Source organism: Robertmurraya kyonggiensis (assembly GCF_005116465.1).
Classification (GTDB): Bacteria; Bacillota; Bacilli; order Bacillales; family Cytobacillaceae; genus Robertmurraya; species Robertmurraya kyonggiensis.
Genome location: NZ_SWBM01000009.1, coordinates 1 through 25,781 on the forward strand (window position 1 = coordinate 1; position 25,781 = coordinate 25,781).

A 25,781-nucleotide genomic window follows, 5' to 3' on the forward strand; every position below is an offset into this window, starting at 1 on the left:
ACATGAGTTCAAAAGCATTATCCGGTATTAGCTCCGGTTTCCCGAAGTTATCCCAGTCTTACAGGCAGGTTGCCCACGTGTTACTCACCCGTCCGCCGCTAATCTTTGGGAGCAAGCTCCCTCAGATTCGCTCGACTTGCATGTATTAGGCACGCCGCCAGCGTTCGTCCTGAGCCAGGATCAAACTCTCCAATAAAGAGTAAGAATTAGCTCTAAAATTTTTCGCGTTAGCGAAAATATTTTTCATTAAAATAAAACTAACGTTGACGTATGATTTGTTTAGTTTTCAAAGTACAATAGTGATTTTTCTCAAAGAGAAAATATCATTCATTTGATTTCCTTATTTAGAAATTCTTCGTTATCGCTTCAGCAGCAACTATATTAGAATAACATTCTGTTGAAACAATGTCAACAACTATTTTTGAAAATCTTTTTTCTAAAACGTTGTTGGCTTATCTTGTCATCTGCTCGAGACGACTTCCTTATAGTATCACCTATACAACCGAAGATCAACACCTTTTATGCAGGTAAAATTATACAATTGCACACAAAAAGAAATCGACCTCCAAAATACATGGAGGTCGACCGAGTTTCTTCTTATATATATTACGCTTTTGTAATAGCTACGATATTTTCTTCACCTTTATCTACATTTCCCTGTTTTTGAATCACAACTTGCTCACCTTCAGCAAGATTTGTGAAAACAACCGGAGTCATAATAGAAGGAACTTTTGTTTTGATTGCTTCAAGATCCACTTTTAATAAAGGTTGTCCCTTTTTAACAGTGTCGTTCTCACTTACAAGAGCTTCAAAACCTTCACCCTTAAGGTTAACTGTATCGATACCTACGTGAATTAGAATTTCACGACCAGAGTCAGATAAAATACCTACAGCGTGCTTAGTTGGGAAGAAGTTTACGATTTTACCATCAACAGGAGATACAATTGTTCCATCAACAGGAAGAATCGCAAAACCGTCACCCATCATTTTTCCAGAGAACACTGCATCTGGAACTTCAGTAATTGGCTTGATTTCCCCTTTAATAGGAGAAACAAAATCATCTGCACCTTGAACTGCAGTTGGTTGTGCTACAGCTTTTTCAGCTACAACACGTGGTCTTTTACCTTCCATAATATCCTTCATTTGACCCTTAATTGTTTCTGAACGAGGACCAAAGATCGCTTGGATACTATTCCCTACTTCAAGAACACCTGATGCACCAAGCTTTTTCAAGCGGTTTTTGTCGACGTTTTTCGCATCATTTACCGATACACGTAGACGAGTAATACAAGCATCTAAATGAGAGATGTTTTCTTTTCCGCCCATTGCTTCAAGAATTTCGTATGGAAGGTCAGAAGTTTTACCTTGAACAGCACCTTCTTCTTCGTCCACTTCAACTTCACGACCGGGAGTTTTAAGATTGAACTTACGGATTGCAAAACGGAATCCGAAGTAGTAAATAACCGCAAATACTAGACCAACCGGAATGACTAACCAAGCATTTGTTTGTGGGTTAATTAGACCGAAAAGAATGTAGTCAATTAGACCACCAGAGAATGTCATACCGATTTTTACATTTAAAATATGCATTGTCATAAATGAAAGACCTGCGAAAATCGCATGAATTCCGAATAACACTGGAGCTACGAATAAGAATGAGAATTCGATTGGCTCAGTGATACCTGTTAAGAAAGAAGTAAGGGCAGCAGATGCCATTAATCCCCCAACGAAAACTTTTCTTTCAGGACGAGCTTCATGATAAATCGCTAATGCCGCAGCCGGTAAACCGAACATCATGAATGGGAATTTACCAGTCATGAACGTACCTGCAGTTAAGTTCTGTACGTTATCTAAAATTTGTGCCATGAAAATACGTTGGTCACCACGAACTGTATCTCCAGCAGCAGTTACATATTCTCCAAACTCATACCAGAATGGAGAGTAGAAAATGTGATGTAAACCGAAAGGAATTAATGCACGTTCAATTACACCGAAAATGAACGCTGAAACTGTTAAGTTTGCATGTACCATGTTTTGAGAGAAGGCATTCAATCCATCTTGAATTGGAGGCCAGATGATTAACATTAATAGACCTAAAAGAACTGAAACACCTGCTGTAATGATTGGAACGAAACGCTTACCTGCAAAGAATCCTAAGTAAGAAGGTAATTCAATTTCATAAAACTTGTTATAAAGAGCAGAAGCAATAATACCGACGATAATACCACCAAATACCCCTGTTTGAAGCGTTGGAACACCTAAAATGCTAGCGTAGTTTAAGCCGTTAACATCTTCTGCTGTAATTCCAAGAGCTGTACCCATTGTTACATTCATGATTAAGTAACCGATGATAGCAGCCAGTCCAGCAACTCCATCTCCACCTGCTAATCCAACTGCAACACCAACCGCAAAGAGAACCGGCAAGTTCCCGAAGACAATGTCTCCAGCTTTTTGCATAATGGATGCAACCATTTCAACACCAGAATTGTCTAAGAACGGAGCAATTTCTAGTAATGTTGGGTTAAGAAGCGCAGCACCCAATGCTAATAGAATCCCCGCGGCTGGTAATAAAGCAACCGGTAACATTAAAGCTTTACCGACTTTTTGTAAAACACCAAATGCTTTTTTAAACATAAGGAAAACCTCCTGAAAATATTATTGAACTCATTAAGCGTTTTCAAAAGAACAACAAAAAAGGCATGAGGAAAATAACTGAATAGAGCTATTTGGGTATAGACTACCCCTAATAGGTCATTTCAATTAATTTTTCACTCATGCCTGATCGAATCAGTAACACGTGAACGCTTCAAAGAATTCGTTTTCATTTGAAGCAAAAAATATATTATAATAACTTTTTTATTTAACTTTATTTTGAAGTCTTTGTAAATGCATCGTTAGATAAACGGCTTCTGCATTGTACACAGGCTTCTTTAATTCTTGTTGCATAACCTTAATGAGTTTCCACGACAAATTGTAGCATACAGGATATTCTTCTTTCAAGAGTAAAGTTATTTTTTTTGGTTCTTCTACTTTTTCCCCTGTACGCACGCGCTCAATTGTAAATCGAATATGACGAACAAGCCTCATGTAGTCAATACTTTCTTTGTCTAGAATAATTTCTAATCGTTCTTCAATCATATTGACTAGCTTTGTAACGAGTTGGGAATGCTGATTTACCTCAGATAAGCTTTTATTCATAACCGCACTATGAATGTGAAGTGCAACAAATCCTACTTCCCCTTCCGGAAGTTCGATATCCGTTTTTTCTTTTATCAGCCCTACAACCTCGCGTGCAATTTCGTATTCAAATGGATAAAGCGCCTTTGTTTCGATCAAAAAAGGATTTCTCATTTCCATTCCTTTTGAAAGACGTGTGATCGCAAACATCAAGTGATCGGTCAAAGCCACATGAATATGTTCATTCAACACGGCATTGCTTCTTGTTTTGATTAGCTCAATGCAAGAAATGATTAATTCTTGAAGATCATTGTCCAAAAAGGGAAGAAGCTTCAAATAGTTCTCTTTCTCCTTATTGTCTTTTAGCACGAAAAATTTTTCCGCTAATGAAGGATCAACCACTTCCCCTTGTTTTCGATTGAAGCTAATCCCTTTCCCAATCAAGACTACTTCCCCGTACTCGTCATGCTCCCCAATTAAAACATTATTATTAAGCGTTTTCTTTATCTGCAATTGCCCCATAACTTGCTCCTCTTTCAACAAACCCTAATATTGTCTTATCATATAAATTCTTTTATGAGAAGTCAAAAGAAAAAGGAGCCACACCTAAGTGTGACTCTTCGAAAATGATTAGTTTAAGAAAATGAAATAGAGAACAAAGATGGCGAATAGAACATACATGATTGGGTGTATTTCTTTTGCACGACCCTTTGTCATCATGGAGATTGGATAGAAAATGAAGCCAATCGCAATCCCTGTTGCAATGCTATATGTGAGTGGCATCATAAGTACTGTGAAAAATGCTGGTACTGCCACTTCGAATTTATCCCACTCAATAAATTTAAGCTGAACCGCCATTAATACCCCAACAATAATTAACGCAGGTGCTGTTACTTGGTTTGTTACAATCGCAAGTAACGGCGAGAAGAAAAGAGCTAACAAGAAACAAATTGATGTTACAACTGCTGTAAAACCAGAGCGTCCACCTGCTCCAACCCCTGCGGAAGATTCCACATAAGAAGTTGTGCTTGATGTTCCAAGAATCGCACCAATGACTGTACCTGATGAATCCGATGCTAATGCTCTTCCTGCACGTGGTAACTTACCATCCTTCATGATTCCAGCTTGAGAAGCAACAGCCACAAGTGTACCTGCTGTATCAAAGAAATCGACAAACATGAATGTAAGAATAACAACAAGCATATCAAGAGTAAAGATATCCCCTAAGTGAAGGAATGCTTTTCCGAAAGTCGGTTCAATGCTCGGTACTGAACCTACGATATCGCTAAGACCAGTCGGTACTGGAACTTGGTTAAAAATCATTCCCACAACTGCTGTAATAATCATTCCGTAGAAAACGCCCGCTTTTACACCGCGAGTTAGTAAAATAACTGTTACAATCAAACCAAAAATCGCTAATAATACAGGACCTGATAAGATATCACCGATTGCTACAGTCGTAGCTTCGCTTGGCACTACAATACCAGCATTAATTAGGCCGATAAAAGCAATGAATAATCCGATACCAGCACCAACTGCATTTTTCAAGTTTGCTGGAATCGCGTTAATGATGATTTCGCGAATACCTGTTAATGTTAATAAAACAAGGATTAGACCTGAAACTAATACACCTGCTAAAGCTGTTTCCCATGCAATTCCATAACCAAGAACTACAGTATAGGTAAAGAATGCGTTCAATCCCATACCCGGCGCAAGTGCTACTGGATATTTTGCGATAACACCCATAACCATTGTTCCAAGAGCAGCTGCTAGAGCAGTAGCTGTAAAGACAGCACCCTTGTCCATTCCAGCTCCTTCTAAAACTGTTGGATTGACGAATAGGATGTAAGCCATCGCTAAGAAAGTTGTAACACCTGCAATAATTTCCGTTCTGAAGTTAGTCTTTAATTCTGCGAACTGAAAATAATTCTTCATTCTTTTTTCCCCCTAAAAAAATTTTCTATTCGTAAGACGACTTTTGCCGAGAAAAATAAAAAACACTCCTGCATGCATACCAGGAGCGTTGACAACAAGTTCGTGAAATAAACGAGGAAAGAGAATGAAAAATGATAGCAAGATCCGTTCGTTTATCACTTACTTCGTAGTCAAGCTATTTACGGTAGCCTGGTAGAAACTTTTGGGCCCTATTCCCAACGTTATACGACGTAATACGACAATATTTAATTCCTTTCTCATTTTAACAAGCACATAGTGGTTCGTCAATAAAAAACGAACATTTTTTTAATTATACATTTTATTGTTCGTATATTGTATGTTTTTAGAACATAAAAAGATGGCTATTAAGCAAGCCACCTTTAAATAATGAACTCTTCAAATTGGAGGTCTTATAGGGTCAGGCGTTCCTGTTACACCCTCTGCAGTACTAATTTCTTTCGTCTCATAAAAGCTAACCACAGACCCAAATGATAAAAACGAGACAACAGTAAAGAGAACAAATAATTTTTTCACAGAAATCTTTCCTCCTTCTTATTAAGTAATCCGTAAAAAAATAATGCCTTTTCTTTATTTTTATCAGAGTAATACTCTGCTAAATACCTAACATATTTAATAAAATCTTTCATAAGATTTTTCTTCTCTAAATAGGGTATCACCTGATTCTCTAACCATTTAATTGCCTTCTTTTCTTTTTGCTCCAATTTAAGGAGATGGAATGTGAAAATTAAATTATATTTCTTTAAAGGTTCAGTTCCTGTATTGCTAATGATCTCTCTGATATGATTCAACGCTTCTCGTTTCTCATCTAAAATTAAAAGAATTTCAGTATAACTAGACAAGCTTACATAATATTTCTCACTAGATTGAAATCCTTCCATCGCCATACGAAAATAGTTCATAGCCTGATCATATTCCTTCATATTGGATAGAAGAATGGCGTAATTATGGTAAATAGTTGGAAGAAGTTGTACTTCGCCTATAAGAGGCGCATTCCTTAACATATGTTCAAAATGTTGCTCTGCATCTGAATACAATCCTATCTCAGTTTTATGTATCGATAACAAAAGCTGTGTATGTATTTGTCTTATATAGTTACATGCTTTGCTATATTCCTGGAATGCTTTCTCTGCATAAACTACACACATACTACTGTTCTCTAGATAGCTATAGGTGAGAGAAAGATAATAAAATACTTCTCCTTGCATTTTTATCGACAGAGAATTGTCTTCAGCATAACACGTTAATATTTCTAAAGAATCAGAATATTTAGCTTGATATAAATATAATAGCGCATTCAAATATTTAAATAAATTACTTTCATGTTGGGAAAAAACACTTGTAAATTGACTTAAAAAGGTCTTTATTTGCTGCGCTCTCTCTAAATCTTCGATAAGTAGGTAATATCGATATTTATATAAATGATAAGAAAATGTTAAATCCGTACTAGTAAGTAATGGCTCAAGCTCTAATAATTCAGTATAAATTCGATTAGCTTTATTCTTTTCATAATAAATCATTGATTGTAAAAACTTTTCAAGTAATTTCAAGTAAGAATCATAGGATTCCTCTATGTATAATTTACTCAGTTCCAATCTTTCAAGTAGTAATTCTAGTGTATGTCCGTCCACTTCTTTATTATTATTCTCGATCTTACTTAAATGAGAAACTGAGCAGATGCCATTACATAACTCTGACTGGGTCATTGATCGTAGTGTTCTATGGTATTTAATAATGCTGCCAATATTCAAATTATTACCCCCAAAACAATAGCACCATTAATATATATTAGGTTCCTAAGTAGCCTAAGCTAGAGTATTTATTGTAAGCATTCCATCTTGCTAATCCTAAGTAGAAAAATTGATCAAATAAGAGGCTGTCGAAAAGGTTTTCGACAGCCTAAACGGCAGATAAAACCGGTCTCTCTCAATCTATTTATCTATTAATTTAGTATCTAACAGCGTCATTTGAATTAATTCTTCCATATCGTGAATAACTTCCAGTTCCTTGGACTGAATCAGCCGTTAGTTCGATCGCTTGGCGAACCTGTGCATTGGTGCGCCCTTGACCTTTTAAAAGAGCCGCGAGTCCTGCCACATAAGGAGAGGCCATCGAAGTCCCATCCATATAAACGTATTGGTTACCTGGATAAGTAGATGCAATGCTCACTCCTGGAGCTACCACATCTACCCACGTACCATAATTAGAGAAACTAGCTTTTCGATCACTATTGTTCACTGCTCCAACAGCAATGACATTTGTATAGGAAGCAGGTTCGAATGTAACACTCGTATTATCATTTCCTGCAGCAGCAACTACAACTACACCCTTGTTCCATGCATAATTAACAGCGTTCTCAAGTGCAACAGTATTACAATCACAACCAAGAGACATATTAATTACCTCTGCACCAGAGTCAGCAGCATATCTTATACCTGCAGCAATATCGTCTAAAGTACCGCTTCCCTCTGCATCAAGAACACGAACAGCTAAAACCTTTGTATTAGGAGCAGTACCAGAAATTCCAGCTCCATTATTTGTTTCCGCGGCAGCAATACCGGCTACATGAGTACCATGACCATTTGCATCCATTGGAGCATTATCATTATCAACAAAATCGTAGCCTAAAATGACTTTCCCATCTAAATCAGGATGTGTATAATCAACACCCGTATCAAGAACCGCAATCTCCTGGCTACTGCTGCCTCTTGCGACATCCCAGGCTAAGTTGGTTTGGGTCGTTTGCAGACCATATTGATAACCACTATAATACGTATCGTTTGGTGTCCATTGGGCAGTAAATATATAATTCGGTTCAGCATATTCTATGTTTGAGTTATTTTCTAACTTTTGAATAGCCTTTTCTACATCCTTAACCTTCAATACCTTAAATTCAGATTTCACATGACCTTCAGGCTGAACGGCAGCACCAATACTATTTAATGTTTGTTCTTCTACAGATGAATCTACACTATCTTTAAATTTAATGATAAGTTCCCCACTTTTATACTTGTTTTTTTCCATTTTCACCTTCTCAATAGAAACTGTTTTAGGTTTCTCGAACGGAGCTGCAGATACATTAAATACCGGCAGGAACATAAGAGATAAGGCAATTGCGATTGCGAGAATTTTTTTAACCTTCATGAAAGAACCCTCCTTATTTTTTATCACCTTAATATATCAGTGAAATAGAATTAAAATGATTGGGAAAATTCGCAGAAACAACGGTGGTTAAACAGGAGTTATAAAACAAAAAGATTAAGGTTAAAACGAAGTGGATATTCATTTGAATGTTGGGAAAAAAATGATAAAAGGTATTCATAAACTTCATGAAAGTTTATAAAAATCTAATTGAAATGAGCAGAACCTTCAGTAATCCAGGATATCTTTAACAACAAAAAAATCCTAGAAACCTTATTATCTAAAGGTTTCTAGGATTAAAATATCTATTCCCATTCAATCGTAGCAGGTGGCTTGCTTGTAATATCATACACCACGCGATTGACATGGCTTACTTCGTTCACGATACGTGTTGAAATGACTTCTAATACATCCCAAGGGATTCTTGCCCAGTCAGATGTCATCCCGTCAATGGATGTTACCGCACGGATTCCGATCGTGTAATCATACGTACGAGCATCTCCCATTACCCCAACACTGCGAATGTCAGGTAATACCGTGAAATACTGCCAAATGTCGCGATCCAATCCAGCATTTTTGATTTCTTCTCGTAAAATCCAATCTGATTCACGAACGATCTCTAGCTTGTCCTCAGAAATTTCACCAAGTACGCGGATTCCTAGTCCAGGACCTGGGAATGGCTGTCTCCAAACGATCTCATCCGGAATGCCAAGCTCCGTTCCTACTGCACGAACCTCATCCTTGAATAAAGTATTTAACGGTTCAATCAGTTGGAATTGCATATCCTCTGGTAATCCACCAACATTGTGGTGAGATTTGATGGTTTGCGCTGTCGCTGTACCACTCTCGATAATATCTGTGTAAAGCGTTCCTTGAGCTAGATAGTCAATACCCTTAAGCTTCGTTGCTTCATCATCGAACACATAGATAAACTCATTCCCGATGATTTTACGTTTTTGTTCAGGGTCACTCACCCCTTTTAGCTTGCTTAAGAAACGTTCCTTCGCATCCACTTTGATAACATTCATGTTGAAGCCGTCAGCAAAGGTCTTCATAACACTGTCCGCTTCCCCTTTGCGCAATAGACCGTGATCAACGAAAATACATGTTAATTGATCGCCAATCGCTTTATGGATAAGAACCGCAACAACGGATGAATCCACTCCACCACTTAGCGCACAAAGCACTTGTTTATCGCCAACAGTCTGACGGATTTTTTCCATTTCAATTTCAATGAAGTTCTCCATCGACCAACTATTTTCACATTCACAAACGTTGAAAACAAAGTTCTTCAATAGGTCATTCCCGTATTCAGAATGACGAACCTCTGGATGGAATTGAACAGCATAAAGATTACGAGACTCATCGCTCATCGCGGAAATCGGACAAGACGGACTTGTTGCATCAATCGTGAAGCCTTCAGGCGCCTCAACAACTAAGTCACCATGGCTCATCCACACGATTTGCTCTTGTGGAAGCTGACCAAACAATCTTGTCTCATTTTGAACATTTAGAGCTGCTTTTCCATACTCACGGTGTGTAGCAGGCTCTACTTTTCCTTTAAAATGAGTCGTCATCAGCTGCATGCCGTAGCAAATTCCTAAAATCGGAAGGCCCAATTCAAAAATCGCTTCGTCTGCACGGAAAGAATTTTCATCGTAAACACTATTTGGGCCACCAGAAAAAATGATCCCTTTCGCATTCATATTTTTAATTTCTTCAGCTGTAATCGTATGTGGATGAAGTTCACTATAAACCCCGAACTCACGAATTCTTCTTGTAATTAATTGATTATATTGACTCCCAAAATCCAAAACAACAATCTTTTCTTGACCTTGTAAACCTTCGCTCGTCATTGCCTTCACCTCGTCAAAGTAGTGGATAAAAATAGTTTGTGTATTAAATACTGGAAATATAAGAAAAGCGTACTAAAGCTAACAAAAAAACTAGAACTCCCCTTCAAAAAAATCTTTGAAGGCAGAATTCTAGTTTCATAGATAGAAAGATAGACTGATCCTGCCTTCATAGTCAGGTCGTTTAAGGTGACCCGGTAGAGACTCTCGGTCCATATTACCGAGGATATATGAAGGTTCATGTATGTAATTGTCTAAGCTTATTTAATTTACTCAAGCTAGACATATTGTAACAACATGATGATCAACCGGTCAAGATGTAGTCTTTTTGATTAAATTTTCCCACAATTCCCTTGTCTGCTCCCAGCTACCTTCTTCCAGCTTTCCTTTATATAAAAATCGTTCGTAATTCGCTGTTAAGGCACCCATTTCTTTTGAAGAGAAGTACTCGTCGATATATTCGGAGTAATCTCTCAGCGTCTGCGCTTCCTTTCTCTTTAATCCATAGCGATTCAACTGATTCAACAAGGCAAAGTACGCGTCAGGAAAATCTTCGTCCTTCTTCCTCCATCTAAATCGGAACACAAGGTAATGCGGTAACCATTTGATCCGCGTTTCATATAACAAATAAGCAATTGCCACAAGACTTAAAAACGCCCCGAGAATCCAACCCCAATGCTTATTAAAGAAATCCTTCGTTCCTTCCCAAAGCTTTTTCCAAGTGAACTCCGATTTCTTCGGTTGCGTTGTAGCTTCTTTTGCTTCTGGTTTTTCAGGTTTTGGTGCTACCGGTGCTTCCAACTCATCCTTTTTATCAGTTTCCGTTGAAACATCATCATACGTGAATTGAGCATTATTCGAATAACCCTTTGTCGGCTCAAATGGTACCCAACCTACCTCTGGGAAAAATACTTCGACCCAAGAGTGAGCATTGTTATTTGTAATCACATAAGTACGTTGGTCATTCTCGCTCAAACCACGAAAGGCTCCTTCTGTATAACCCTTAACCCATCTCGCCGGGATGCCTAATGAACGCATCAGCACAACCATCGAAGTTGAGAAGTTATCACAATACCCTCTTTGCGTATCAAACAAAAACTGATCGACATAATCTTCTGTACGTCCTGGAGTCGCAACATTTTTTTGATCATACTGAAAATCGGTCCGGTCGAAGTAATTTTCAACAGCTTTCGCTTTGTCGTACCAATTCGTTTGATCCTTTGTAATTTCTACCGCTAAATCTTTTACACGTTGCGGCAATGACTCTGGCAGTTGCGTGTACTGCGCCAGAAATTCTTCAGTCAATACTGGATTCGAGGTATCCACAGTGTTCTTCATCGCTTGCACGCTAAACTTCGGTGTATCGTACTCAACAACGTACTCTCCCATTCCAGAAGCAGCGTTATCCACAAGGTAAATTTTTTCTAAATTCTCTTCAATCTCAAACGTACTAGCTGAATTATCTTTCACGGAAGTTAATCCTAATGGGTAAATCAAATGAGGATAATCAACCTGTGGTTTGATAATGCCCGTACGTTTGGTCACTTCCATTTCAGGATCCAAATAATTTGTAAACGGGTACGTATCTTCTTGCGTGAAAGGAGTCCGTAAACCATTCTCGACTGAAGCAACCCAGCCTTTTCCCGTATACTCATCCTTCGTTTCAACCTTCCAGTATTGTCGCGCGTCCACTTCCGTCTCGTAGACAACTGTGTCATCTGGATTGAAAGGTCCGCCAAGCTTCGTATCATCCGTTCCATAACCGACTGTACTCCGCCCACCAGGTCCATTGTTATCCACTTTTTCCGAATAGGAAGTGATGTACGGAACCGGGTCCGGCCAGATTGGGCTTGCTTTTGGGGCAGCATATCCAATCAACACACTGGCGCAGACCATAACCACTAAAGGCGTGAGCCATTTTCGCACAAATCCAGGTTGCCTTTGCCATTTTTCCCGATCCATAATCCGATAGAATGTCAAAATCCCCATCAAGGCAAAGCCAAGGATAATGATTCGAACAATCGCATAGGTCGCATCATATGGTGTAAATGTATCTAACACCGTGATATAGACAAGGGTCATGAAAAAGAATATAAAAATCTGTTTTCGATGAACGAGCCAGTACCGCAGCAAATACGTCATCAGCACAAGTAATAAGTAGAAAAGAAGACTTCTGAACGAATCCGATAAAGCCGTCCACTCTCCACCAAATACTAGTTTCATATTTTCAACTAAATCACTAGTCAAAATGCCCATCCATTTGAATTGAAAAAACGGTCCCACGTAATACAAGAAATTAATCGTATATATCACATATAACAAGCGAATCCCTGAGCGTGCGAGGATGTGCACTTGAAAATAGCTCAAAACAAGTGAAAGGACCAAAAAACCAATAAAGACACCAACATTGTTTGTATCTGTGAGCTGTTTTAACGGCCTCAACCATTCCCACAAAAGAAGGAATCCACATAAATATAACCATAGTGTTAACGCGTCTGACTTCATTTTTTCCTTTCTCGTCATCTCGTCACCCCCGAGAAGGCTTCTGAAAAGCGGCCATCATGAACCATAACTACTTGTATTCCTCGTGCTTGCGCCTCTGCTTTTAAGGCTAATTCCTCTGCACTTGCAGCCTCTTTTTCTTCTTTTATGAGAAAAATGGTGATGACTCCTTTTTTAGAAGAATAATAGCCTGCTTTTTCCACTAATTTTTTCGTTAACTGGGCGGTCACGAGCATCAACGTCGCATTCTGCCAAGCCGCAAAACCTTCTCCCTCTAACACCAAATCCAATTTAACCGGACATTTATCCTTCACCTTTACTAGGTGATAAAAGATTTGCTGCTGGTGGGTCTCCCCACTCCGAATTGGAATCGCTATCCGATCATCGCTTGCAGAAAGAAAACCGACTTGGGCTCCTTTTCGCAGAATCGCTCTGACTAATGAAGCAGAAAAGGAGACGACTGCCTCAAATCGTTTTTCCGGCGCACAGTCCATACAAATGAATACATCATGCGATTTGCGTTGTTCGAATTCCTTCGTCATAATGTCATTTCTTTTCGCCGTAGCTTTCCAGTTAATCCAAGAAAAACGGTCCCCTGGCTGATATTCTCTAATCCCAATGGCCATCGAAGTATCACGTTGGACCCGCTCTTTCGATGCCGTCATCCCTTGTTCGTAATGATTATCCATCGTTCGATAAATGATATCTTCATAGGCAGGATATACAACGATTTTGTCGTCTACCGTTGGAAAATGAAATTGCTTTTCGATCAGGCCTAGTGGGTCCCCGAGACGAATTTCAATCCCGCTAAAATGATGCTCTCCACGAGGGAGTTTCTCAATTTCATATTCGAATTCTAGGGTCTTGCGAAAATGAGGATAGACAAACGTTTTCGCGATATTTTTTTGCGTTGACTGGCCTAATTCGTCGCCAATCCGGTCTTCCATAATCATATAAAAAAGTGGAAAGGAAGAAGGTCTAGTCAATCGGATCTTCACTTTGAGCTTTTCTCCAGCATTGAATTCAGTTTTAGCGAACTCCCGCTGTAGCTCTATGTCTTTTACTTTATATAGCCCTAACGCCAGGCTGTATAAGGCAAACGGAAGGAAACTATAAAACAAGAACCAGCTTACAAAGCCACCTTGGAACATGGCATAGGAAAAGGTCAATAGAATCAAAAAGATGAGTACGACCAGCTTCCATATTGGTTTGATTCGAGCAAAAAAACGTCTCATCTTACTTCACTAACCTTTGAACAGGAACAGGCACCCGATCTAATACGCGAAGCACGACATCTTCTGCGGTAATCCCCTCAAATTTCGCCTCAGATTTTAAAATAATTCGATGAGCAAACACATTTGGAGCCAAGTATTTCACGTCATCTGGCAACACATAATCTCTTCCATACATGTAAGCATAGGCTTGAGCTGCTTTCATGAGAGCAATTGATCCACGTGGACTAGCACCAAGATAGACACTTGTGCTAGTTCTCGTCCAGTTGGCAATGTCGACGATATAACGTTTAATTGTGTCGTCTACAGTTACCCTTTTGATTGCCTGCTGTAATTCTCGAAGTTCCGCAAGGTCAATGACTGCTTCAAGTTCTTCAATCGGCGCAAGTACTTGAGCACGGTTTAAAACTTCCATTTCTTCTTCAATTTCAGGGTAGCCCATTTTCATTTTTAAAAGGAAACGGTCTAACTGAGCTTCAGGTAGAGGATAGGTTCCTTCATATTCAATTGGGTTTTGTGTTGCCATAACGAAAAATGGTTTTTCTAATTTGTGTGTGACACCATCAATCGTGACGCTGCTTTCTTCCATACCTTCTAGTAGAGCAGATTGAGTTTTCGGAGAAGTACGATTGATTTCGTCTGCTAAAATAATGTTGCCCATGATTGGTCCTGGTCTGAATTGGAATTCCATTTCTCTTGGATTGTAGATGGAAACGCCTGTTACGTCAGATGGTAGGAGATCTGGGGTAAATTGAATGCGGCGGAAGTTGGCATTGACGGATTTCGCGAGTGCTCTAACCATCATGGTTTTTCCGACGCCAGGTACGTCTTCAAGAAGAACATGTCCTTCTGCTAATAGTGCGACTAGGCTTAATTCGGCAACATTTCGTTTGCCGATCATAACTCTTTCTATATTTTGTAGAATTTTTTCAATGGTTGGATTCATTTTTTCTTGTACCATGTTTTCCCTCCCGGTTTTTACGTTCGAAGTTTTTCTGTTTCTTTATATTTCGATACTTTTCAGCAATATTCCTGTTATTAGGATAAATTTTACACAGAAATTAAAATCTGGCGATTCTTTACCTTTTGGTGTCTCTACCCTTAAAAAGTGTCCTAATAACATGGATAAGGGTTGGAGCTTTGATTGTTGATTTCCGCTCCAGGCCAATCATCAATCTGGATCAGGGCTATCCTTGGTAATAAAATGAATGTAGTTTCTCCCAAAAGAATTCTCTAACTTCCACAATCTCACTTATTTTTGGAATTTATCCTTTTTAAAAGCAAAAAATCTCCCTCTCAAATGGACGTTTCACTTTGGGAAAAGTTTCATTTGAGAGGGAGATTTCAGGAATGTTATCATAGAACCTGTAATACTTGAATTTTTTCGAGAATAAACTATAATAATGTATGCTTGTATTCTGGTGGGATTTACTAATTTAAAATCATGTCCCAGTAGCTCAGCAGGATAGAGCAACAGTTTCCTAAACTGTAGGTCGGGGGTTCGAATCCCTTCTGGGACGCTTAAAGAAATCCTTTATATCAAGGGTTTCTTTTTATTTTTCAAATTATTGTTTTTGTGATTGTTTGGACCTATGGGGCAGGATTGGGGCAGAATTGAATTTTATCCTATTCTTATCTTTATTTTTTTGCTATTTTCCTGTGTACTTTCTAATCTTTTGATAGAATTTAGAAATTTAGTAAAGGACTCAGATTGAAAAACTTGTGCTCTGACAAAATTAATACATGCGGAAATGGTTTACTCATTATCTCGCTCTCATATAATTCCACATACCTATCCATCTTCTCTTTCATCTGCTTCTCAGAATAAATGCTTTTCTGGACCTCTAGATAAAAATTGTGGTTCTAAGCTTCTAATACGCATCAGGTTCAGCCACTCCCTTCTTCCCGTATTTAGGCTTAACTTTGAAAGTTTCAATATGGCCGTGTTTTCTTATTTCTCTATATGTGCTGAGAATCGCAAGGAAATGATTTATTTTTTGTGACTTCTTATTTAATTGAGATTCTGCCCCAAAATATACATATGGAACAAATGAAGTAGACCTTTGGATAAAAGAAAAAAGCACCCAAAAGTATGGTGCTTTCTTAAACCTATTAATTAATAATGAACTCTACCTTGCTAATTCTAATGGATTATTTTGTTATAAAAGCATTCCCTAAGGAATGCCATATAACATTAATAATTGGCCGTTGCATTCTTACTTCCCTTAGCTGCATCCACCATGAGAATAATTGCAGATATAATATGTAGTATCATACCAACGAAAGGAATCCATGCAATTAGTGACGTCACTAAACCAAGGATACTTCCATGTTTGTTCTCATTCTCTTTAGCTGAAAAAACAATAGTAACAATATGTAAGATTGCCATTATAATTAAAGGTGTCCAAGCAAGACCAAGTACAATTGTTCCGCCCAAAACCGGAATACCAAGAAGTGCTTCAAGTCCACCGGATACCCATTTTAGTATAGTTGATACTTTCATAATAACCCCTCCTTTCATTTTTATAAGTCTATAATACTACAAATATCGATATTTTTTTACAATTTTTCATGATAATGTAAATTTATCAGATTTTAATATATTTGAAGCACTCCCGAAGGAATACTTTCTTTATTAGTTAACTCGTAATAAAGCCTATATTCTTTTTTGGTTCTTCTGGGTTCTCTCTAGGCAATGAAATCAACAAGAAATTTAATTGACTGACATGTTGTAGTAATTCAACAGGAGATCCACCATCAACTAGAAATCCTGTAAACTTTATTAGTTTACTTCCCTGATACCCAATTCCAGTAATATTTACAGTGATTGTTTGCCCAAATGAAGCCAACATTACACCAACTTCATGATTATCATCCAATTCTAAATTGAATTTGGTAACCGCAATAATTAAATCTTCTGCAATTGTATTTGCATCGTCTTTAAATTTAATGTTTGCAAGTTGCTTACCTACATCCATATACATAACTTCATCCCTCCTTTTATCTACTAATTTCGACAAAAGGAGATAATTTCCTGCAGAGAAAAGAGCACCTCATATGGGATGCCCTTCAAAGGAGGGAATGCTAGTGCTTACCAATTCACCGCATACTATCATATTAACTTCAATAATCGATTATGCTCTGCCAAAATTCTCCCGTCTTTTTAAAGTATTGATACAGGGTTCATATTATAATCTATGCCTTCTATATTGAATAAAAACGATTCTACGAAATCTATATTATATTGATTAAATAAAACCATGTTATTTCCTGTACTCATGGAACTTTTATATCTAATACCCGCAAAAGCATTATTCCTGATAAATTCACTAAGATATTGTGTTGGTAGATATTCTAAATCTGATTCATTTGGATCAATAGGTTTTGAAAGTTCATAACTTAACCACTTTCCTAATTCATTCATACCAATTCTTGTCTCAAAATTTATAATGGAATCAAAAAAAGAATGGAATATTGAACTATTAAGATCAACAACTCTTATCGGATCATTAATTTTAAACTTACCTACACTTACTTTTGCACCCACCCAAGGGCGAACCTCAGCAACTGCTGTATCATATTTATCTGCCAAATAGAGATATGGTATCCCTCGTGGATTAGCTCTACCAATACTAGCTATTTTATGCGGTGGCATTCCAAGGTTTTCTATATTTTTGAATGGTGCGATCACATTATTATACTTATCTGTTTCCCCACCTATTCTTGCTCTATAAAAGACGGCATCTCTATTTATTAATGTTGACCTATTTGAAATTAGTTGTTCCATTATTGCTTTAAGCTCATCTTGCATTTCTAAATTGAATCTTCTTTTATACGATATTTCAAAACTAAAATCCCAAAACATTTGCCTAAATTTTTCATATTTTGGTTGTAAAGTATAGTACGCATCAACATCTAATCCTGGAGTATTTTTGATTATGTCTTGAGCTAAATCCAAAACTTTTGGACTCTCCTTTGAAAAGATAGACCATTCAATTAGTAATAAATCTAATATTTTTGCACTATGTCTGACTGGATTCACTGAGTAGATTTCATTAAAGAATGAAAAAATAGTTTTAAATTCATCGTGATTCACTTCTATGCATTTTAATTCCCTACTACCGCAATAGTCACAGTTATTAACTTCCCCTAAATCTTCAAATAGAAATTTGATAATTGAATCCTCAAAGCAGTTAGAACAACACTTTTTCAAGCCCAAGACCTCCGATTCATATAAATTTAACAGTATTACTTTTATTTTAAATTAAGAAAATTAAGATTTAAATATCAATTACACATATCTTGTAGTGCGTACATCAATCCATTCAAAACAAAAAGAGCACCTCATAAGAGATGTCCTTTCAATCTTCTGGAACTTCATTTATTGAATCAACATCTTCGAGACCCGCAACAGAAGCATTGTATGCCAATTTCGCGTCTTCCTTGTCCTCTGCTTTTATCGGTGAGATTTTAAAAACTCCCTTGTACTCTAATCTAAAGTAAATAGTATAGACAATGTTAAAACCTTAAAAATAAACTGAGTTTTGGCGGGTTCTGCAACTTTTGAAGGATGCAGGGCTCGCTAAAATAAATTAAGTTAATGTAGTGTAAGCGCAGTATCTCTGAGAAGAGAACTGCATTTTTTATTATTGTATCAACGCTTTGTGACATAATAAAAATTAATCAAATACTAGAACAGTGACTCTTGATAAAAACCTGTTTCAGCTGTCATCGGGTTAATCCAAAGAACTTCTTGCCGTTTTGCTCCTACTTCTGCTGCTACATCCATCGTTTCCCTACGCCAGTGCTTTAGTAAATCGTCATATATTGGATGTGCATATCTGGAAAGAAGCACTGGGCCCGAGTGCTGTTCTAAGGCTTCGAGCAATTCCACATGGTCATCAATTGTCATTTCGTGCTTGTAATGTCTTTTAGTCCGTGAAACTCGATGATATAAGGTGGATCAGCATATACAAGAACCTCTTTTCTTTTGTACCGTTCCAAAAGTTTCACAGCTGGTTGATGTTCTATCTGTGCTTCTTATAAGCGTTCTGCATCCTTCATAATTTTTCTAGGAAGCGTACCCCATTCCTTTGCTTTATCAGGATCACTTGAAGTTATTAAGCTTCTCCATCCAGTTCTATCACTTGTTTTTGCTCCAATTGCTTACCAACATCGAGCTAAATATCTGAGAGCGTCTCAATTTCATTTCCTGTCTCAAATTCATAGGAAGTGTAATATTCTTCTCTGGATAAGGGAGTCCAATGAATACCAGCTGCCAGTTCTGTTGGGTTATCTCTAATTACCTTGAATAAATTAACTACGCTACTATCCAAATCATTTATAGTCTCAATTTGGGAAGGCCCTTTATTGAAAAAGACTGCTCCGGATCCAAAGAATGGTTCAAGATATGTTTTATGTTCTGGTATATGGCCGATAATCCAACTGGCCATGCTCCATTTACTACCGGGATAATGTAAAATTCGTGGTATTGCCAGTTCGGGATCCTCCAATCTAGTAAACTTAATAATTCTTTTATTAACCCTATACTTTCTAAATCCGAAATTGTAAAATATTACAAAAGGGGTGAATTATTTGAGTAAAATACTTGGTTTTTCTTTATTAGCTCTTATGGCTATTTTTTTCTTCATTGGTAAAAAAGATCTAGGATTAATAATTTGCTATGCTGCCATTTTTATTTATAACGCTGACAAGGCTGTTATTTATTTTAAAGATAAAAAACGGTTATTTACTGTAATGCACCTGGTGTTGTCTATTGGATTTCTTGATTTATTTGTTACAGCATTTTAAGAAACATATTAATAATTTTTTCATATACAATCTTATCCTCAAATTTCAAATAATAGATATGCCTTAATTTTTTCTATCCTATATTTGAGATTCTATTCTTTTTTTAACTTTTTTCAAAAAACAGGAGTTATTTCTTTTTTCTCGTATAATGTAAGTGCAAGTGCGGGAGGCTACTCCCTTTTTAACTTCGATACTCCAATTAGCTCTCATAGTTCAAAGCCAATAATTTACCTCTTGTATCAACTTTAATAAGAATTCTTCTAAGAGCTCTTTTTCAACAAAGCTGTTATCATTTTTACTTTGTATGAAATAAATAATAGAGGAGTGTTTCTAGATGAATCTCAAAGAGACTTTGGAGATGTTGAATAAAGTTCTCGGTGATAATGCTGATCTGATCAGAAATGAAGAGTCTACTAAACAATTTTTGATTTTGCCGCTGCTAAGAGGACTTGGATATGATACATACAGCCCCCAAGAAGTTACCCCTGAATTTACTGCCGATTTCCACAAAAAGAATGAAAAAGTCGATTACGCTATTTCGATTAATGGAGATCCTAAAATCTTTGTTGAAGCAAAAACGATGAACAAACCAATCAATAAGAGTGCTCCTCAATTAAGTCGATATTTTAGTACATTCCCAAGTGTTAGATTAGGAATTTTAACAAATGGTATTGAGTATCATTTCTTTACTGATTTAAAAGATGCCAACATCATGGACTCAAAACCCTTTTTCATTTTTAACATAACCAATTACAATGAAGAAGATTTTAACTATTTGATAAAATTCTCTAAAAATCTATATGACTACGATAGTATCAAAGCTCTTGCAGAATCATTAATGTACTACCAATCATTTAAAACAGTTATTAAAGAAATATTTGAAAACCCTAGCGATGACTTCATTAGATTCGTTGTAAAAGAACGTTTCAAATTCAAAGTCACCCAACAGTTTATCAATACATCCCGGCCACTCATTCAAAAAAGCATCCAAGAAGCTTTAACTGATATCATCAGCGAAAATTTCGACATCTCCATGCGAGATCAACCTATTCAAGAAGCAGCTCCAACTGTTGAAAAACAACCAGAAGAGAAAAAGGTTTATTACACTCAAGCAGAAATCGATTCATTAGGTACATTTGAAGAGTTTGAAGGCGTCAAAGTAGTCCTTCCTAAGGCAGAATCCTATCAGAAATTACTAAAGTGTTCCTCTGACGATTACTCTGTAGAAAAAGGAAATCCATTAAGTGATTTCTTTGTTTCATCCGTTCTTATGCAAGGAAGTTCCATCGTTGGATATTTGATTGGACAATATTACAACAATCAAAACGACACGACACTATACACAGTAAAAGCTAATGAAATAGCCGAATTCTTAAAAAAGAATCCAATTGTTGAGACAACTGGTTTCATCAATGCCCGTCTCGGATACCGTTCTAATAAGACATCAAACGAAAAGATATTTTACTTAAAAAGCTGCATCCCAAATCTTTCATTCAAAGACATTCCGAACCTTGTGTCTAAAATTAATGATGTGGATGAATTTTTTAAGAGCATCCAGTGATATCCCGAAGAAATAACCTTACCTTTTTTATAAGAGTGAGTGATTTTTTCTCTCATATGAATATTTATCTCCACCCCAGGTTATCTTATTTAGCCCGAGCAACCTCCTCCATTTTGCACACCACGCCCCTTGCTCGGGGAGCATTGCTCATTGTATTGCTCAATTTACACGATTAAAATGACTTGCCTGAATCTTATTTCAGCCTGTGGCGTATATATATAAAAGGCGCTGAGAGCTGGGGTGGTCCAAATGAATGAAAAAGAGGATAAACCATTCAAAGAAGAACCAATTGGTACAAAAATATTTATCATAACCACGATATCTTTACTTTTAATTGGCGCAATTGCCTTCGCTATAGCCATTTATTACTTTGGCATCCTCGGTTTATTCAACCTTTTAGGTGTTAGATACGACTCGTTTGGCTCATTATTATGGTTCGTTCTTTTATATTTTCTGGTAGGAATTATTTTTGAGATCATTGTAAAAGCGATGCATAAGCTGATGATCCTTGCCAAAATATTTCGCAAAGATCAATTAAAGATAGGAATTTTCGCTTTATCCTTCTTAGGCAACTGGGCAGTCATCTCTTTATTAAGTAACCTCATGCATACAATCGAAATCAAAGCATTAACCCAAATTGTTATCTCCGTAATTTTGGCGATAATAGAAATAGCGATTGATGACGATCCAAAAGGCAATTCAACTGACTGATTTTTCCTTATAGTTAATACATTCATAACTACTCTACCCCCGCCATTCGCAAAGCAGTACTTCATAACAATTTGTAATAATATGTCATAAACAATTTATTTTACAACATATGAAACTGGTTTATAATTGTATCTATACTCAAAAAGGAGGCGGTCAATCTTTGAATAGGCTCTTTGCGTTCTTTTTGATATTACTAATCTCGATTTTTTCGTATTATCAATTTGACGGTCATATCGACGGCTTGAAAGTCTATACTGAACAAGAAAAGGTTACGTTTAAGTTCTCCTCTGAAAATAATGAGTTGCCTCTTGATGATTCAGACAAACAGACCTCCTATGATACTTTCTCATATGTTCCATTTGTCGCATCTTTAGTCATTACCATCGCATGTTTAAGTTACATGTTCATAGTATTTTTAAGGTGCTTAGCGTTACTTACACCTGTTCGTTTCAAATCGAATTATGTGGATTTCCCTCTTTTGAATAATTAGCAATACATTCAAAGGAGGAAAATAGTTATGTGGATTCGTTTTTTATTGATAGGCTTTTTCTCGTTAACATCATTAACATTGATTGCTTATCAAGGAATTGAAATTTTCCAAGCTTATATGGAATATTTCAAAGAAAAGTAGTCTTTAGCCCATCCTTTTTAAGGATGGGTTTTTTTAGGGTATGAAATCTGCTCTAGGCTTTTTTCAGTTTTACCAAATTCAAACCTATGCATATAGAAAAATCCATTGCTCTTGATACGTTTACACTTCAAATTGCTACCTCATTAAGAATATTAAGAACTAGGTTGGATAATCTAAAAACAGCTTAAGCGAAATGAGGATGAAAAATGTATTTTTACAAAGAAGATCTAATAAACATGATCGTTCCTGATAAACCCGATCCAGTAGCAGCCAAAGTTCTTCAAGAAGCACTTGGAGGGCAATTCGGAGAAATGCGTACACTAATGCAATTTTCTTTCCAAAGTGCTAATTTCAGAGGAAAAGCTAAAAAGTACCGAGACTTAATTAGAGGTGTATTCATTGAAGAACTTAGTCATGTAGAACTCGTTCAAACAACAATTAACCAACTTTTAAATGGATCTGGTGGTGACATGCCTGGCAACCAAGCAAGTGACAGTGCACCTTTAAATGATGTGATCGAAAACGGTGTAAATCCTCATCATTACATCATGGGAGCAAAGGCTTCTCTACCTGTTGACGCTGCAGGAAATCCGTGGAATGGCTCATGGGTATACGACCATGGGAATTTGGCTGCTAATTTACTAAATAACGTTATTTTAGAATCAACCGGGGTCCTTCAAAAATCAAGGATCTATGAAATGAGTAACAATAAGACCCTTCGCGAAACCATTGCCTTTCTAATTGTAAGAGATAACGCTCATCAAAATGCATTTGCAAAAGCACTTGAGACATTAGGGGTAGATTGGGGAAAGATTTTTCCTATTCCTAACTATGATTTAAATAAGTACCCTGAATGTCGAAAATATGTTGATATGGGATTCCACAATGCACAATTCAATTTTAGACTTGACGAAACTTTAATAGGGGAAGTATTTACAGGTACAACTCCTAGTCGTAATGGTGGAGAGCTTTCTGTAATCGAACCACCTAAAGGATATCCAGTACCAGAAATGCCAGATATGCCAAATGAACATGCACCTGGACTATATGATTTAAACAATTAAGCCTACAATGGATCTTTTCATTTGAATAGGAATCAAATACGCGTGATATAAAATAATAAGAGTGAACGCTATGTATGAATAGAAGTTTTTATCAATCCCACATTATGCAAAAAACCGCCAAATGAATCTAACATCTGGCGGTCTATTTTAGTTAGTGAGCAATTGTTTAGAGGAAATGTAAGGAGGATATTTATTGTGCAACTAGTTTTTCCATTGTATTCTTACCAACAATGCCATCTTGCGTGAGTTTTCTGTCCTTTTGAAAAGCAAGCACAGCATCTCTTGTGTTTTCTCCAAAAATCCCATCAAGACCATCAGGACTATATCCAAAACCGTACAGCAATCCTTGAATGATATAGGGAAGATTTCCTCGGTCACCTTTATCTACCGACCGGAAAGCTGCTTCCGTTTTCGGCCCCCATTCTCCATCCACAGCTAAACCAGCTTTATATTGCTTGTTAAGTTCAGTTTGAATTCCCTTTACAGCCGCAGCTCTTGTTTTAGGTCCCGCAAGTCCATCCACTGCTAAACCTGTTCTGTAGGTGTCATTTAGCCATTGCTGGAAAGTAGCAATTGGATTTGTTGGTCTGGAAGCTGATTTAGGCGGAGTTGGCTGTGTTGCTGTTTTTTTCTTCAATCCAAACGCCTTAACAAGACCGTCAACGTGTCCCTTTGCCACATTATTTAAAAAGGCATCTGACTTTAGTCTACTTGCATCTGATGCATTATCTATAAACCCGTTTTCTGTTAAAATTGCAGGCATCGTAGTTTCTCGTAAAACTGCATAGTTTGCACTCTTCTGACCCCGATCTCTTAGGTCAATGGAGCTTACAATAGCAGGATGAATGACGTCTTGATAGCTAACGGATGCACTGCTGGCACGGGTATGAATATATGTTTCAAAGCCCGTTCCCCCACTCGCATTAATGTGGATAGACATAAAGTAATCGGCTCCCCAATCATTTGCCATCTCCGCACGTCCATTGAGTGATATAAATATATCTGTATCGCGACTTAATCGTACTTGAGTATTTTCATAGTTTGCTAACAGGTCGCGTACTTTCTTAGCAATCGTCAAGGTAAGGTCCTTCTCCCTTAAGCCATTACCCACAGCACCAGAGTCTGAACCGCCATGACCTGGATCAATAAATAATTTCACCATTTTAAATTCACCTCTGATCATTTTATGCCTATAACCGCCAATCGCATGGGCATGTTATTATTTACCAATATCATTCATGAGTCACAGCTGAAGATCAACCATTCATGAGACTATACACGATTTGACGCTGAATTATACCTCCAATATAGAAAAAATCCGCCATAATCCCTTTGAACATTGCAGAGCATAAAGAGAGCTTTGCTAATTTTCCCAGAACAAAGCGTCTATGATTCTTTCAAAAACAATTGTAAAATAATTGGAAAACACTATTTCTATTGTTACAATCTATGTTAGAGCTTTTTTCAAATAGAGGGGGAAATTAGAAGTGAAAAAGATCGGATTGTTTCTCATAATCCTTATAACGATTGCACTAATATTCAATATTATAACTACACAAGTTGCATGGATTGGAATTCTAATCACCCTATACGGTGTCTTTCAATTACGTCAGCAAAAAAGAGGAAAAGGTTCCTTCATAAAACCAAAAACTACTATTACCATCGGTATTATCTTAAGCATCTTTTTAGGAATAGCTTTTTCCGAGCCCACTGAAACGGCTACTCCAGATGAAAAGGTTGCCTCTGAAAAGGAAGAAACAGCTGCTGAAAAAGAGAAGGCTGAAGCAGAGCAAAAGAAAAAAGAAGAAGCTGAAAGAAAGGCGCAGGAAGAAGCTACAGCCGCAGCAAAATTAAAAGCCGAAGAAGAAGCGGCGGCACAAAAGGCAGCTGAAGAAGCCGCACAAAAAGCGGAGGAAGAAAAACAAGCTACCGCTCAAACACTAGGGTTAATCGCCGCTACTGTTTCTCGAGTCGTTGACGGGTTATCACCATAAATATGCATATAATAATATTGTACATAATTAAATAAGGGTTTTGTTGATATAGAGCTATCAGGCTCTTTTTTTTATTGGAAATACTTGTACATAATTATTCACAATAGTAATATAGAACTTAGTTATATCAGAAAATTTAAAATTATTTTTT

General features: G+C 37.1%; 19 protein-coding genes, 1 tRNA gene, 1 rRNA gene, 1 pseudogene and 2 riboswitches. Of the genes and pseudogenes, 7 read left to right on the forward strand and 15 right to left on the reverse strand.

Annotated features, from left to right (window positions below; translation table 11 throughout):
* The 10 genes from FA727_RS21525 to FA727_RS21570 form a co-directional block, all read right to left on the reverse strand.
* A 16S ribosomal RNA gene (locus FA727_RS21525) occupies positions 1-196 on the reverse strand; the annotation flags it as partial.
* 410 nt (positions 197-606) lie between these two features.
* The gene (gene ptsG, locus FA727_RS21530) at positions 607-2,634 is read right to left on the reverse strand and encodes a glucose-specific PTS transporter subunit IIBC (RefSeq protein WP_136833548.1); all 2,028 of its coding nucleotides are present in this window, start codon (positions 2,632-2,634) and stop codon (positions 607-609) included.
* 222 nt (positions 2,635-2,856) lie between these two features.
* A complete protein-coding gene (glcT, locus tag FA727_RS21535) occupies positions 2,857-3,699 on the reverse strand; it encodes a glucose PTS transporter transcription antiterminator GlcT (RefSeq protein WP_136833549.1) in 843 nt (280 codons plus the stop codon).
* Positions 3,700-3,807: 108 nt separating this feature from the next.
* Positions 3,808-5,112: an NCS2 family permease gene (locus tag FA727_RS21540; protein ID WP_136833550.1), complete on the reverse strand. Its 1,305-nt coding sequence runs from the start codon at positions 5,110-5,112 to the stop codon at positions 3,808-3,810.
* 147 nt (positions 5,113-5,259) lie between these two features.
* A riboswitch (purine riboswitch) is annotated at positions 5,260-5,361 on the reverse strand.
* Positions 5,362-5,642: 281 nt separating this feature from the next.
* A complete protein-coding gene (locus FA727_RS21545; protein ID WP_136833551.1) occupies positions 5,643-6,881 on the reverse strand; it encodes a helix-turn-helix domain-containing protein in 1,239 nt (412 codons plus the stop codon).
* A gap of 196 nt (positions 6,882-7,077) precedes the next feature.
* Positions 7,078-8,274, reverse strand: coding sequence for a S8 family peptidase (locus tag FA727_RS21550; RefSeq protein WP_136833552.1), 1,197 nt, complete (start codon positions 8,272-8,274; stop codon positions 7,078-7,080).
* Positions 8,275-8,576: 302 nt separating this feature from the next.
* Positions 8,577-10,127, reverse strand: a complete 1,551-nt coding sequence (gene guaA, locus FA727_RS21555) for a glutamine-hydrolyzing GMP synthase (protein WP_136833553.1) — start codon at positions 10,125-10,127, stop codon at positions 8,577-8,579.
* Positions 10,128-10,276: 149 nt separating this feature from the next.
* A riboswitch (purine riboswitch) is annotated at positions 10,277-10,378 on the reverse strand.
* 58 nt (positions 10,379-10,436) lie between these two features.
* Positions 10,437-12,647 (reverse strand): DUF4129 domain-containing transglutaminase family protein, encoded by a 2,211-nt coding sequence (locus FA727_RS21560; RefSeq protein ID WP_136833554.1) that lies wholly within the window; start codon positions 12,645-12,647, stop codon positions 10,437-10,439.
* Complete coding sequence (locus FA727_RS21565; protein WP_136833555.1) at positions 12,644-13,861, reverse strand: DUF58 domain-containing protein; 1,218 nt, start codon at positions 13,859-13,861, stop codon at positions 12,644-12,646. The genes FA727_RS21560 and FA727_RS21565 overlap by 4 nt, the downstream gene beginning before the upstream one ends.
* Before the next feature lies 1 nt (position 13,862).
* The gene (locus FA727_RS21570; protein ID WP_136833556.1) at positions 13,863-14,819 is read right to left on the reverse strand and encodes an AAA family ATPase; all 957 of its coding nucleotides are present in this window, start codon (positions 14,817-14,819) and stop codon (positions 13,863-13,865) included.
* Positions 14,820-15,304: 485 nt separating this feature from the next.
* Between FA727_RS21570 and FA727_RS21575 the strand changes: the two genes are divergently transcribed.
* Positions 15,305-15,378 (forward strand) — tRNA-Arg (locus FA727_RS21575).
* A 674-nt stretch (positions 15,379-16,052) separates the two neighbouring features.
* Here FA727_RS21575 and FA727_RS21580 read toward each other — a convergent pair.
* From FA727_RS21580 to FA727_RS21595, 4 genes and pseudogenes are all read right to left on the reverse strand, one after another.
* Entirely contained in the window at positions 16,053-16,361 is a 309-nt protein-coding gene (locus FA727_RS21580; RefSeq protein ID WP_136833557.1) for a hypothetical protein, read from the reverse strand.
* Between the two features lie 136 nt (positions 16,362-16,497).
* Complete coding sequence (locus FA727_RS21585; RefSeq protein WP_136833558.1) at positions 16,498-16,842, reverse strand: DUF6173 family protein; 345 nt, start codon at positions 16,840-16,842, stop codon at positions 16,498-16,500.
* Positions 16,843-17,021: 179 nt separating this feature from the next.
* A complete protein-coding gene (locus FA727_RS21590; RefSeq protein WP_136833559.1) occupies positions 17,022-18,071 on the reverse strand; it encodes an RES family NAD+ phosphorylase in 1,050 nt (349 codons plus the stop codon).
* 477 nt (positions 18,072-18,548) lie between these two features.
* Positions 18,549-19,356, reverse strand: a pseudogene (locus FA727_RS21595) (DNA adenine methylase).
* A gap of 97 nt (positions 19,357-19,453) precedes the next feature.
* Here FA727_RS21595 and FA727_RS21600 point away from each other — a divergent pair.
* The 5 genes from FA727_RS21600 (at position 19,454) to FA727_RS21620 (ending at position 23,636) form a co-directional block, all read left to right on the forward strand.
* A complete protein-coding gene (locus tag FA727_RS21600; RefSeq protein WP_136833560.1) occupies positions 19,454-19,669 on the forward strand; it encodes a hypothetical protein in 216 nt (71 codons plus the stop codon).
* A gap of 334 nt (positions 19,670-20,003) precedes the next feature.
* Positions 20,004-21,230 carry a type I restriction endonuclease gene (locus tag FA727_RS21605; RefSeq protein WP_136833561.1) on the forward strand — a complete coding sequence of 409 codons (1,227 nt, stop codon included), beginning with the start codon at positions 20,004-20,006 and terminating at the stop codon, positions 21,228-21,230.
* A gap of 249 nt (positions 21,231-21,479) precedes the next feature.
* Positions 21,480-21,941: a YrvL family regulatory protein gene (locus FA727_RS21610; protein ID WP_136833562.1), complete on the forward strand. Its 462-nt coding sequence runs from the start codon at positions 21,480-21,482 to the stop codon at positions 21,939-21,941.
* Between the two features lie 160 nt (positions 21,942-22,101).
* On the forward strand, positions 22,102-22,431 hold the full coding sequence (locus FA727_RS21615; RefSeq protein WP_136833563.1) for a hypothetical protein: 330 nt from the start codon (positions 22,102-22,104) through the stop codon (positions 22,429-22,431).
* Positions 22,432-22,778: 347 nt separating this feature from the next.
* Positions 22,779-23,636 carry a manganese catalase family protein gene (locus tag FA727_RS21620; RefSeq protein WP_136833564.1) on the forward strand — a complete coding sequence of 286 codons (858 nt, stop codon included), beginning with the start codon at positions 22,779-22,781 and terminating at the stop codon, positions 23,634-23,636.
* 190 nt (positions 23,637-23,826) lie between these two features.
* On the opposite strand, the gene FA727_RS21625 is transcribed toward FA727_RS21620, so the two are convergent.
* On the reverse strand, positions 23,827-24,798 hold the full coding sequence (locus FA727_RS21625) for an N-acetylmuramoyl-L-alanine amidase (protein WP_136833565.1): 972 nt from the start codon (positions 24,796-24,798) through the stop codon (positions 23,827-23,829).
* A gap of 325 nt (positions 24,799-25,123) precedes the next feature.
* On the opposite strand from FA727_RS21625, the gene FA727_RS21630 reads away from it, so the two are divergent.
* Positions 25,124-25,630, forward strand: a complete 507-nt coding sequence (locus FA727_RS21630) for a hypothetical protein (protein WP_136833566.1) — start codon at positions 25,124-25,126, stop codon at positions 25,628-25,630.
* The last annotated feature ends 151 nt before the right edge of the window (positions 25,631-25,781 follow it).